The sequence below is a fragment of the Frankia sp. Mgl5 genome, from assembly GCF_023242985.1.
Lineage (GTDB): Bacteria > Actinomycetota > Actinomycetes > Frankiales > Frankiaceae > Parafrankia > Parafrankia soli.
This window is the reverse complement of the sequence record NZ_JALKFY010000811.1, coordinates 1-12,447: the sequence shown is the minus strand read 5'-3', so window position 1 is coordinate 12,447 and position 12,447 is coordinate 1. Positions and strand designations below refer to the sequence as shown.

The following is a 12,447-nucleotide window of genomic DNA, read 5'->3' as shown; positions in this document are numbered from 1 at the left end:
GCGTGCTCGGCGGTGGCCACGTCGGCCGGGGTGGTCGTGCGGCTCAGGACTTGTGGGGGACCGCCTCCACCCGGGGCTCAGGATGCTCGCGGGGGGTGGGCAGCTCCGCGGATTCGGCTGTCGCCGCCGCTGCCGCCCGCGTCGCCGCGAACGCCGCCCGGGCCGGAGCGCGCAGGACGACGAGCGTCGTGACGAGCCCGAGCAGGGCACAGCCGGTACCGACCAGGAAGGCCAGGTGATAGCCGCTGACCAGGGCGGCAACGGCGGAGTGCCCGTGGCCGGTGAGGGTTTTCGTGCGGCTGGCGGCGAGGCTGGAGAGGACGGCGAGGCCGACCGAGGAGCTGAGCCAGAGCGAGACGTTGACGATTCCCGAGGCCAGCCCGGCGTCGGCCGGGGGGACGTCCGCCATGGCGATCGACAGCAGCGGGACCATCGCGGCGCCCATGCCGAGACCGAGGATCAGTAGCCCCGGGAGCAGGCCGGCGGCGTAGCTGGTGTGCTCGTCCACCCGGGTCAGCAGGAACAGGCCGACGATCACCGCGACCAGTCCGGGGACGAGCACGTTCATCGCTCCGAAGCGGATGAGCAGCCGGCTGACGATGCCCATCGACAGGGCCGCGACGACGAGGGACATCGGCAGGAACGCGAGCCCGGTGCGCAGCGGACTGTAGCCGCGGACCTGCTCGAGGTAGAGCGCACCGAAGAAGAAGACGGCGTACATCGCGATGAACAGGCATCCGCGCACCACGCTGGAGCCGACCAGGCTGCGTACCCGCAGGATCCGCAACGGCATGATCGGATTGCTCCGCCGGGCCTCGACCAGGAAGAACGCGGCCAGGAGCACAACCCCGACGGCCCCGTACCCGAGTGTCTGGGCCGAGGCCCAGCCGTGGGTGGCCGCCGTGACGATCGCGTAGATGCCGAGCAGCAGCGCCGCGGTGACCAGCAGGGAACCGGTGACGTCCACTCCTCGGCCCACCCCGAGACCGACGTTCTCCTCGATCAGGACGGCCCCGAGGGCGAAGGTCGCGACCCCGATCGGGACGTTGATGAGGAAGATCCAGTGCCAGCTCACGGCCTGGGTGAGCACTCCGCCGGCCACGAGCCCCAGTGACCCGCCCCCGACGGCGACGAGCATGTAGGCGCTCATCGCCCGGGCCCGCTCCGTCGCGTTCGGGAACTCGGTGACGATGATCGCGATGATCACCGACGAGGAGACGGCGCCGCCGAGCCCCTGGGCGAAGCGGGCCACGATCAGCGTGCCCTGGTTGGGGGAGACGGCGCACAGCGCCGAGGCGGCGGTGAACAGCGCGACCCCGGTGAGGAACACCCGCTTGCGGCCGACCAGGTCGCCGAGGCGCCCGGCGAGCAGCAGGAAACTGCCGAAGGCGATCAGGTAGGCGTCGACGACCCAGGTGAGGTTGGACTGGCTGAAGTGCAGGTCGCCCTGGATCGACGGCAACGCCACGTTGACGATCGACGAGTCGAGCGCGTTCATCAGCATGGCCAGGCACACGACCACGAGGGCGATCCACCGGCGCCGGTCGGCTCCGCCGGTAACTGCGGCCAGCGTGGGGTCAGACATCGACTGCTTCGGTCATCGAGTGGATCTCCTCCGGGGGGAGTCGGATCATGGTTGGTCATCGGGCATCGATAATCACGTCGGGTTAATCATCACGGATCAGTGATGATGTCGATGCCGCTACTATAGTTCGATGCCGGAAGCCACCTCAACCACGGGGCCGATCGTGCTGCTGACCCGCCTGTCGCGGCTCGTCCACCGGGCCAGCACGCCCGACCTGCTCGGGATCAGCCTCAAGGACATGGCGGCCCTGGCCTACCTGCGCGATCACGCCGGCACCACCCAGCAGGCCCTGACCGAAGGCCTGTGCATCGACGCCAACTACTGCGTCCTGCTGCTCAACGACCTGGAAGCCGCCGGCCTGGCGGAGCGGCGCCGTGACCCGGCCGACCGCCGCCGGCATCTCGTGACGATGACCGAGACCGGCCGCGAGGCGCTCGAACGGGCCGAGCATGCTCAGGAGAGCGTCGAGGACGAGATCCTCGCCGGCCTCAGCCGGGAGGAACGGGCCACCCTCGCCCGCCTGCTGGGCCAGGCACTCGACGGCGCCATCCGCCGGCCCAACCTGTAGAAGCCCTCCGGGGCGGCCCTCGTGCGCCGTGGACGTCGGCCGTCCACGCCGAGCCGGCCTCGGGACGAACCGGCCTCGGGACGATCCGGGCTCGCGGGCTCCGCCGATACAGGCACTGGCAGGTCCTGCCTGGCAGCGGGTACGGCACCTAACGTGGGCGGCTGAGATCGGCTATCCCCGCGCCCTCAACGGGCTGCGCGCCCTGGACGAGGTCACCGCCGCCGCGCGACCGTGACACTTCGAACGTCAGCGTGACCTCGCCGCCTCCACCGACTACCCGCCCAACGAGTAAAAGCGCGCCGCGGATGACGCGGGCGCACGGCCTGATTCATCAGCCGGGGAGCCTCAGATCGGACCGGTACCGGCTGCCAGTTCGCTGGCGGCGCCGTCGTCGGGTGGGCCGGGACGCGGCGGCGCGCCAGCCATCTCCTTCTGCTGGACGCGGGCGATCGCATTGTTGATCATTTCGCGTGCGGCTTCCAGGGGCATGTGCTGTAGCAGCGCGGTCGCGTCGCCGCCGACATAGGTCGGCACGTTCATTTTCGAGAGCTGTGCCAGGAGGAGCTCCATCGCCACGACATCCTGGCCCAGAAGCTGGATCCTCGCCTCAAGCTCCGCCGCCGCCAGCTTCTGGATGTGCTCCGCCTCCGCTGTGCTCCGGATTCCTTTGGCGACGGCTTCGCTCTCCGCCTGGACCCGGACGATCTCCGCCTTGATTCTCGCGTTCTCCAGCTCGTGCCGGTGGATACGCGCGTGCTCCCGCTCGCTGGCGATCGCCCGGCGGATCTCGTCAAGGTTCGCGGGTGGTTCGAACTCGCCGAGGGTGGTGCGGACCGCCTCGATATCCCATTCGTCAAGCGCCTGGCGGACTTTTTGCTCGACCTCCAGCCGAACCTCGTTGTGACTGTTCAGGAAGTCGAGCACCGTGTACTCGCTGGCCGTACTCAGAAAATATCCCTCGGCGGTCGTCCCCAGCACACGCTCGACGAACCGGCGCACCGGGGCGGGTCTCGTCACGTCGTCGTCCGGCTCGACCGGATGTTTCTCCTGCTCGCCGAACTGGCTCACCAGCCGCGGCGCCGCTCTGGCCGGAATCTGGATGGTCTGCTGCATGTCGAACCGGATCGGGAATCCTCCGACGTTGACCACGATCTGGTCGAGCGCCGAGTCGAAGCGGCTCTCCTCCTGCCGCTTCCTGCTCCACTCCAGGACGAGGACCCGGGTGGGGATGAGGACCACCCGGGCGAACCACGGATTGATCTGATAACTTCCCCCGCCGGGGAGCGTCTCCTCCTGTACCCCCTGGCAACCACCGTTCTCGAGGAAAGCCCAGGGGTACTGGAAACTGCGATGGTGGGGTACCCGCGGCGCGACCGCGGCGTTGCTGTCGTCGTACATCTGTCCGACGCGGACGATCACGACTCCGGCGGTTCCGACCTGAACGTCGATCTCTCTCAGGTCGTTCTCGGTGAGGCCGTACCGGCCAGACCCGATCGTCTCCACCGTCACGACGTCGAACAGCTCCGGGTTGATGTCGTACTCGCCGACCGGCAGCACCGCGGGCTGCCTTCCCTTCTGGCCCCGGTTGCGGAGGAAGGCGCGCCCGTCCTGAAAGGAGTCGCATTCGACGTGCCTCGAAAGCGCCTCGTGCACCGGAGCCGTCTCCCCGTCCCTCGCCACGACCACGCCGATCGTTCCCGGCGGGACCCTGGTCCTTTCCCGACGGCTGATCTGGTACAGCACCGGCGGCCGGAAGTAGAGCCAGTCGGCCTTCAGTAGCTCCGCCTGCACCCCTGGCGAGCCATGCACCTTCACCCGCCGGCGTGCGTCGTCCGGGTGGCTCGGGGCGAACCGTACCCGGACGACTCCCACCTGGCCTGGCGGTACCTTTATCAGCCCGATGAAGAGAAGATACCCACCACCGCCGAGAAAAATGACCAGCAGCAGCCACCCGTACCAGGGCACGATCATCCCCCGCCTTTCAGTAGCCGTAAATGCACGGCCATGACTGTCTGCACCCACTGGTCATGCCAGCTCTGATATCGCTCCATCTGCGGATTACGTAGAGTCGGGAAGAATCCGTTTCCGCGGCCGGCGGCCCCGACGAAGGCTCCGTAGCGTGGATTCGTGTCCCCGCGGCCGCTCGTCCACCCCAGCGCCTGTGCCAGCTGGACGAAATCCCGCTCGGTGTCGACGCGCAGGCCCATGTGTCGGGCCATCTGGGCGCGAAATCCCTGCTTTCCCTCGGAGGTGTCCTCCCACAGTGAGTCGATCCGGGCCAGCAGGTCGATGGGCAGTCGTTCGCCGTCAGCCCGGCGCCGCATCCAGCCGGCCTCCAGCCGCTGCACCGACTCGAGCAGCAGCGACGATGTCAGGATGTCCGCATGCTCCAGCTCTCCCTCCTGGAAGAGCGAGCCGAGCTTCTCCAACGATCTTTCCCTGGAGAGGTGCACCGTCGACGCCCGTTGGTGCGGCGGCCGCAGCAGGAGCGTCGGGGTGTCTCCGCCGGCGGTGCCCGTGCTCCTGCAGACCGCCTGCAACTGCGCGATCTCCCGCTTGCCTGGCAACGAGCCGTCCTGGGCGTCGAAGTAGTGCCGCGTCGCGAGCAGGAACAGTCGGCTTCCCTCGATCAGGATGGGGAAGAACTCCCGGTCGTGCCGTTGCCCTTCCAGGATCTCCCGTTCGACCCACTCCGACTTCTCCGCCGCGGGGGACATCACGACGATGACGGCGAGGGCGTTCCTGATCCGTAGCCGGATCTCCTGGGTGAATCGAGCGCCCCACCCCAGGCTGTCGTCGTACCAGACGGGCAGGCCGAAGCCGTCCAGGCACCGCGCGAGCCGTTCGACGTACATGGCGTCCGCATGCGCGTACGAGATAAACAGCGAGGGCTCGTTCAGCGTGCTGCTTCCCACATAAGGCGACTCCGCGGCCAGCATCCCTCGTCCTTGCCCTGAACTCATCGCTGCCAGCGTCGGGTCGTGCGGTTCCAGTCCTGGTCACATGCCGGACAGATGGCGGCGTCCCGGCTGTCGGCGCCCGGCGCGGGCACTGTCGGCAGGACGAGCTCGCCGGCGCTCCAACGGATCACCTCAGCTCGGAGCGCTGGTCGAGCCAGACCGGTAAACCCGTCATTTTTCGGCCTTGCCCGACCCGAGGACATACCCAGACTGATCGCGACCCCCAGCGTTCCCGGCTATCGAGGATTAAGAATGGACATATTAGCTCTATAATCCGCTCTGAAGTAGAAGTCAGTGTGCCCACATCGGCCCGGTGGGGCATGGAAGGTCCGGCCTGCCGGTCTGAGTAACACCGCTGTCCCTACCGCGACCGCCGGCGCCTAGTCGCGGTAGCGCGCCACCGGGCCGAGTGTGAGCATGCCGCTGGCGGCGCCGGCGTGTTCGGTGCGGGCGGGCCGCAGGGCCGCCGCGGCCCGCCCGGCGATCGCGTGCTCGCCGAGCTGGGCGGCGGCGTGGGCGGTGAGGCACCAGAGCGCCTCCTGGAGGTGGTCGTGCGGCGGTTCGGGCGTCGCGGCGAGGGCGGCTCGCGCCTGTTCTCGACGGTCCTGCGCGAGGAGCACGAGCGGTGCCGCCCACGGCGTGTACGGGCCCCAGTCCAGCCGCGGGTCGATCGGGGCGGGGCGGTCGTGCAGCAGACGGAGCCCGAGCAGGGCGAGCGGTAGCAGGCCGCGGTGCAGGCCCGGCATTCCGGCCTGTTCGAGCGCGGTGTCGGCGGTGCGGTAGGCGGCCGCGGCCTGGGCGGCGGACGGCCCGCCGGGCGCGGCGCTGCGGGCCGCGATGACGAGCGCCCGGAACCACCCGGTGAGCACCGGCACGAGCGGCGACTCGTGCTCGGCGGCGAGCCGCTCGGCCGCGGCCGCGTGCTGGGAGCCAGCGTCGAGATCACCGCGGGCCGACGCCGACTGCAGGCGTACGAGATGGCCGAGAATCGCGAAGGTGGGCAGTCCGTGCCGGGTGGACACCGCGACGAGTTCCGCGCCGATGTCGTCGCGCCGCGGCGCAAGTCCCGGCCGGGAGAAGGACTGCAGAAAGACGCCGTTGAGCGCGAAGGCGAGCAGGGCGGGATCACCGAGAGACCGTGCCAGCGCCTCAGCCTCCCGTGCCGGCCCGGTGGCGTCCTCGGCGCGGCTCTCGACGGCGATCGTGGCGAAGAGCCGGGCCCGCAGGTCGGCGGGCGCGGCGGGGCCGAGCGTGGCGAGCGTGCGTTCGGCCGCGGCGACGACGGCGCGGGCCTGTTCCGGGTCATCGGCACGGTTCCAGATCGCGGGCACGTCGTAGGCACCGATGACGCGGGCGGTCAGCGTGACATCGCCTGTTCGTTCGGCGGCGAGCGCGGCGGCGAGCCGGTCGCGCCGGGAGGACACGAGCGCGTCGCCGCCCGCGAGGGCCAGGGCGCGGGCGACGTCGACGGTCGTGCGCGGGCCGATACGGGCGGTGATGGTCGGCCATTCGGAGACTCGCGGTTCGAGGGCGGGCGACTGGGTGAGCATGTCCGCTTCAAGCCGGCGCAGTGCGCGGCTCGGGTCGAGCCCGAGCTGGTCGACGAGCATCGCGCGGGCGCGCCGGAGCGTGGCGAGCGCGTCGGCCTGGCGCCCGGCGCGATAGAGGGCGCGGGCGAGCAGTCCCCACGCCGGCTCGCGCCACGGATGCTCGGTGACGTGCGCGCCGAGCTCGGCGACGAGATCGGCCCCGTGGCCGCGATCGAGCAGGATGGCCGCCCGCAGCTCCGCGCCCTGCAGCCGCAGCTCCTCGAGCCGGCGGCGCTCGCCGCGCACCCACCCGGCGTCGGGCAGGTCGGCGTAGGCCGGTCCGCGCCACGCGGCGAGCGCCACGCCGAGCGGCGCGAACGCGTCGGACGAGCGCCGGGCGGCGGCGAGCGCGTCCTCGAAGCGGTGGGCGTCGACGTCCGCCCGCGGTAGCCGCAGCGCGTAGCCGGTCCCCTCGGTCACCAGCACGCGGGGTGGCGTCCGGGGTGGGCGCTCGGGCTCGAGGGCGCGGCGCAGGGCGGCGACGAACGTGCGGAGGGCTCCGACGGCGCCGGCCGGCGGGTTGGGCCACAGGTCGGCGACGAGGGCGTCGGTGGTGACCATCCGACCGTCGGCGGCGACGAGGCGGGCGAGGACCTCACGGTGCCGGGGGCCACGCAGGTCGATGTCGGGCCCGTCCTCGCGCCGCGCCCGCACCGCGCCCAGCACCTCGATCCGCATGTCCCCATCCTCACGCCGGTGCCGCGCCCGCGGCGTGGCGCGCTGATTCGCCGCTGACCGACGCCGCGCAGCCTGGGCTCGTCCGACACGGCACCCGCTGCCGCACCCGCCACGGAAGGAAGCGCGCCATGCCCCTCACCATCCCCGGCTTCGACCACACCCGCCTGCCCGGCACGGGCGGAGTCACGCTCTCGACGGCGGTCGGCGGCACGGGCAGCCCGGTCGTGCTGCTGCACGGCTTCCCCCAGACGCACCTCATGTGGCGGCAGGTCGCCGAGCGCCTCGCCGCCGAACACACGGTCATCTGTCCTGACCTGCGCGGCTACGGAGCAAGCGACAAGCCCTCAGCCACCGGCCCCGACGTGTACGCGAAGCGGACGATGGCGGCCGACGTCGTGGCGCTTGCCGCGGCGCTCGGCCATGAGCGCTTCGCGCTGGTCGGCCACGACCGCGGAGCCCTCGTCGCCTTCCGGGCGGGGCTCGACCATCCCGAGACGATCACGCACCTGGGCATCCTGGACGTCGTGCCGACCCTCGACATGTGGAACGTGCTGCACGGGGTGTCCGGCGCGGTCGGCTTCCACCTCTATCTCATGGCGCAGCCAGAAGGCCTGCCCGAGACGATGATCGCCAACAGTGCGGACGCGTTCTTCGGCTTCTTCCTCGACGCCTGGGCGAACGATCCGGGGGCGATCCCGGCAGACGTCCGCGCCGAATACCTGCGAGCGAGCGCCGCGGCGGTGCCGTCGATCGTCGCCGACTACCGCGCGTCCGCTGGCGTCGACCTGGCGCACGACCAGGCCGACCTCGACGCCGGCTCGCAGCTCGCGATGCCCGTCTCCGTGGTGCAGCAGGACTGGGGCGCCCAGCTCGGCTTCGACGCCGCGGCGCTCTGGCGGGCCTGGGCACCCGACCTCGACCACCGCCTCACCCGCTCCGGCCACTTCATGGCCGAGGAAGCCCCCGACGAGATCGCCCAGGTGATCCGTGACCTCCTCGCCCGGTGACGCCGGCCGACAGCGCCGAGGCGTACGAGGTGCGTGGTGCGCCACACCGAGAGCCATCCTGACTTGATTCTGACGTCAATGTTGTTGAATCAGGAAGGTCCTCGGCGGTCGGCTGGGCGTCTGCCCGCGCTGTGGGCCGAGGAGTGGATCGGAGACCAGTGCTCAGCCGAAGCGGCTCCAGCCGAGGTGCGGGCCCGCGTCGTCCCGGCGAGGCAAGCCACGTCATGCCCGGGGGGGCGGCAGCGATGACCACCATCGACGAAGTCCAGTACGTCACGCACACCGACGACCACATCCTGCTCGAGCTCGGCTTCGGCCTCGACCTGGTCGGCGACGAGTGGCACGGGTCGGCACCGGTCGCCCCGGAACTGTTCGCCCCCGGGACGCGGAGCGTGCGCACGTCGATCCTGGCGATCTGGGCCGACACCGTGGCCGGGTACACGGTCATGGACCGGTTCGCCCCCCGCGTCCCCGTCACGCTCGACCTGGACGTCCAGGTCTTCGCCCCGCCGCGCGAGTCCGAGACGATCAATGTGGCCGCCCGGCTGGTCAAGGCCGGCCGGTCGGTCGGCGTCGTGGAGGTCGAGTTCACCGGCAGTGGCGGTGACCGGATCGGATTCGCCGTCACCTCGTTCATGGCCGCCCCGAACCCCGCCCTGGTCATGGCACCCGATCTGGCCGACCTGAAGACCCGGCCGCGCCGGAGCCCGGGCCGACGGCTGAGCAGGCCGCTGGCCGAGCGGGCCCGCTGCGAGATCCTCGCACCGGGCGTGGCGACGCTGCCCCGCGCCGAGGACGCGATCAACGCGTCGAACACCATCAACGGCGGGCTGCTCGCCCTGACCGCCGAGGAGGCGGCGCTCTCCCTCACCCCGGGCGAGACGCTCGCCTCCCTGGGGATCCGCTACCTGCGCCCGGCCCGGGTCGGCCCGGTCGTCGCCACCGCGCTGGTCCGCGACGGCCTCGGCCGGGTCGAGGTGCGTGACACCGGCGCCGACAACCGCCTCGCCGTCCTCGCCACCACCCGAACCTTCGGCCGGGCTCGCTGATCCCACACCGATCAGGCCCGCCGACGTCAGGGGCTCGTGAGGATGACGAGTTGCCGGGTCGCGCGGGTCATCGCGACGTAGCGGTCGACGGCTCCTTCGATGCCGGTGCCGAAGGCCTCCGGGTCGACGAGGATGACCAGGTCGAACTCGAGCCCCTTCGACAGCTCCGGGGTCAGCGACCGGACGCGCGACGTCGGCCGGAACGTGGGATCGCCGATGACGCAGGCGATCCCGTCGGCGTGCGCGGCGAGCCAGGAGCCGAGGACCGAATCCAGATCCGAGGTGGATCCGTGCCGGACGGGGATGCCGCTGCCGCGGATGGAGGTCGGCACGTTGGCGTCCGGGAGCACGGTGCGGATGACCGGCTCGGCTTCGGCCATGACCTCTTCCGGCGTCCGGTAGTTGATGCTGAGGGACGCCTGCCTGATCCGGTCGAACCCGACCCGCGCGAGCCGTTCCCGCCACGACTCGGTGAAGCCGTGGCGGGCCTGGGCGCGGTCCCCGACGACGGTGAAGCTGCGGGACGGACAACGCAGCAGCAGCATCTGCCACTCCGCGTCGGTCAGCTCCTGGGCCTCGTCCACGACGACGTGCGCGAACGGGCCGGCGAGCAGGTCCGGGTCGGTGGTGGGCAGCGCGGACTCGTCGACCAGGACGTCGCGCAGGTCCTGCCCGCGCAGCATCGTCACGAGGCCCTCACCGTCGTCGTCGGCCTCGAGCAGGTTGTCGACGACCTTGGTCATGTGTTCGCGTTCGGCGGCGACGGCGGCGTCCTGCCGACGCCTGCGCCGGGACGCCTCCGGGTCGCCGAGCCGCTGCCGGGCCGCGTCCAGGATCGGCAGGTCGGACACCGTCCAGGCCTGGGCGTCCGCGCGCTGCAGGAGCCGGACCTCGTCGGGGCTGAGCCAGGGAGCGCATTTGCGCAGGTAGGCGGGTACCGACCACAGGTCTCCGACGAGGTCGGCCGCTTCGAGTAGCGGCCACGTGCGGTTGAGGGTCGTGAGCAGCTCCCGGTTCTGCAGCAGCGACCTGCGGAGCAGGTGTGTGGAGATGTCGTCGTCGTGCTTGTCCACCAGGATGGTGACCAGCTCCTGCCAGATCTGGTCACGTGCCTCGTTGTGCGGGGTGCCGGGGTCCGGTGCCTCGAACGCCTCGGCCCAGTCGTCGGCGCTCAGCCAGACGTCCGCCCAGTGGGTCGTGATCGTCATTCCCTTGGTGGGCGGTTCCTCGTAGAACCTGACGGCCGTCTCGATCGCCTTCACCAGGTTCGCGGACGATTTCAGGCGGGCCACGTCCGGGTCGGTCTCGATCGTCGCGGTGGCTCCCTCGGCGACGAGGTCCCGCAGGTTGCAGGTCTGCACTCCCTCCTCGCCGAGGCTGGGGAGGACGTCGGCCACGTAGGCCAGGTAGGGCTGGTGCGGACCGACGAACAGCACCCCGCCGCGGCGGTGACCGAGGCGAGGGTCGGCGTAGAGCAGGTAGGCGGAGCGGTGCAGCGCGACGACGGTTTTTCCCGTGCCCGGACCGCCGTCGACGACGAGGGCGCCGTCGGATCCCGCGCGGATGATGGCGTCCTGGTCGGCCTGGATGGTGCCGAGCACGTCCCGCATCCGGGCGGAGCGGTTGCCGCCCAGGCTGGCGATGAACGCGGACTGGTCGTCGAGCGCGGCGTGCCCCTCGAACCCGTCCGGGGTGAACACCTCGTCCCAGTAGTCGCTGATCCGGCCGCGGGTCCAGCGGTACCTGCGGCGGCTCGCCAGGCCCATCGGGTTGGCGTGGGTCGCTCCGAAGAACGGCTCGGCGGCGGGCGAGCGCCAGTCGAGCAGCAGGCGACGGCCCGCGCTGTCGGTGAGCCCGAGCCGTCCGACGTATACGGGCTCGGGGTTGTCCACCCGGATGATGTACCCGAGGCACAGGTCCAGACCGAAGCGGCGCAGGGCGCGCAGGCGGGCGGTCAGCCGGTGGATCTCCAGGTCCCGGTCCATCGCCTCCTGGCCGATGCCGCCGGGCGCCCTGCGCGCGGTGTCGAGGCGGTCGGACAGCTCGGCGATCGACTGTCCGAGGCTCTCCGCGATGGCCGTGAAGTGCTGCTCGTCGCCGGCGACCAGCGTCGGGTCGGCCTTGGCGGCGAGGCGGTCGGGAAGGTCGAACGCGCTGGTGGTCAGGGGGTTCACGTCTCGGCTCCGACCTGAGGCTCGCGACCTCAGATCCAAATTCTGGCGCTCGCGGGCGCGGCTGGATTCTGCTCGGCATCTGGCCTCGGCTGGCTATTCTGCGGCACAGCCTGGGTCTTGACGCAAGCCCCCCCACGTGCTATAAGTTGAAAGCGGCGGGGAGTTGATGTTTTCCCCTGCCCATTTTCGCCCGCGATGGGCGGACAACCTCTTCGGCGAGGCCATCTGCCCGCGCCGTATTCCCAAGTTCCCAAGCGGGAGCTCTCGAACGCGGTTGCCGCGGTGCGCACAGCGTCGACGAGCGGTGGACAGTGGCGTCGGCGGGCCGACCGTGTAGGCCGGTCCGCCGACGAGCTGGTGACGCGGTTACATACCCATGTCGCCGAAGGCGGCGGCATCCGCGGACGCGGACGCCGCCGCGTCCGCCAGGCTGTTCGCCACCACGACCTCGATGGTGAGGAAGAGGCCGGTGATGGACGCGGCGTTCTGCAGCGCCGAGCGGGTGACCTTCACCGGGTCGATGATCCCGGCGGCGATCATGTCGACGTACTCGCCGGTGGCGGCGTTCAGGCCGTGCCCGGTCGGGAGACCGCGGACCTTCTCGACCACGACGCCGCCCTCGAGACCGGCGTTGGTGGCGATCTGATGCAGCGGTGCGGCGAGCGCGCGCTCGACGATCAGGGCGCCGGTGGCCTCGTCGCCGGAGAGGTCGAGCTTCTCGAAGGCGCTGGTGGAGGCCTGCAGGAGCGCGACGCCACCGCCGGCGACGATGCCCTCCTCGACCGCGGCCTTCGCGTTCGAGACGGCGTCCTCGATGCGGTGCTTCTTCTCCTTGAG

Annotated in this window: 9 protein-coding genes; 3 read left to right on the top strand and 6 right to left on the bottom strand. The window is 71.0% G+C overall.

Annotation, left to right across the window (positions count from 1 at the left end; genetic code table 11):
* Nucleotides 1–43: 43 nt before the first annotated feature.
* Nucleotides 44–1,585 (bottom strand): MFS transporter, encoded by a 1,542-nt coding sequence (locus MXD62_RS31120; RefSeq protein WP_248832938.1) that lies wholly within the window; start codon nt 1,583–1,585, stop codon nt 44–46.
* A 130-nt stretch (nt 1,586–1,715) separates the two neighbouring features.
* On the opposite strand from MXD62_RS31120, the gene MXD62_RS31115 reads away from it, so the two are divergent.
* Entirely contained in the window at nt 1,716–2,153 is a 438-nt protein-coding gene (locus tag MXD62_RS31115; protein WP_248832937.1) for a MarR family winged helix-turn-helix transcriptional regulator, read from the top strand.
* Nucleotides 2,154–2,498: 345 nt separating this feature from the next.
* On the opposite strand, the gene MXD62_RS31110 is transcribed toward MXD62_RS31115, so the two are convergent.
* From MXD62_RS31110 to MXD62_RS31100, 3 genes are all read right to left on the bottom strand, one after another.
* Nucleotides 2,499–4,124 carry an SPFH domain-containing protein gene (locus tag MXD62_RS31110; protein WP_248832936.1) on the bottom strand — a complete coding sequence of 542 codons (1,626 nt, stop codon included), beginning with the start codon at nt 4,122–4,124 and terminating at the stop codon, nt 2,499–2,501.
* Nucleotides 4,121–5,092 carry a TIR domain-containing protein gene (locus MXD62_RS31105; protein WP_248832935.1) on the bottom strand — a complete coding sequence of 324 codons (972 nt, stop codon included), beginning with the start codon at nt 5,090–5,092 and terminating at the stop codon, nt 4,121–4,123. The genes MXD62_RS31110 and MXD62_RS31105 overlap by 4 nt, the downstream gene beginning before the upstream one ends.
* A gap of 401 nt (nt 5,093–5,493) precedes the next feature.
* The gene (locus MXD62_RS31100) at nt 5,494–7,380 is read right to left on the bottom strand and encodes a BTAD domain-containing putative transcriptional regulator (RefSeq protein WP_248832934.1); all 1,887 of its coding nucleotides are present in this window, start codon (nt 7,378–7,380) and stop codon (nt 5,494–5,496) included.
* A 128-nt stretch (nt 7,381–7,508) separates the two neighbouring features.
* Between MXD62_RS31100 and MXD62_RS31095 the strand changes: the two genes are divergently transcribed.
* Nucleotides 7,509–8,387, top strand: coding sequence for an alpha/beta fold hydrolase (locus MXD62_RS31095; RefSeq protein WP_248832933.1), 879 nt, complete (start codon nt 7,509–7,511; stop codon nt 8,385–8,387).
* Between the two features lie 245 nt (nt 8,388–8,632).
* Entirely contained in the window at nt 8,633–9,436 is an 804-nt protein-coding gene (locus MXD62_RS31090; RefSeq protein ID WP_248832932.1) for a hotdog domain-containing protein, read from the top strand.
* A 26-nt stretch (nt 9,437–9,462) separates the two neighbouring features.
* Here MXD62_RS31090 and helR read toward each other — a convergent pair whose 3' ends face one another.
* Complete coding sequence (gene helR / locus MXD62_RS31085; protein ID WP_248832931.1) at nt 9,463–11,610, bottom strand: RNA polymerase recycling motor ATPase HelR; 2,148 nt, start codon at nt 11,608–11,610, stop codon at nt 9,463–9,465.
* 366 nt (nt 11,611–11,976) lie between these two features.
* Nucleotides 11,977–12,447: TCP-1/cpn60 chaperonin family protein (locus MXD62_RS31080; protein ID WP_285224257.1), on the bottom strand; the 471-nt coding region annotated here is incomplete at its 5' end.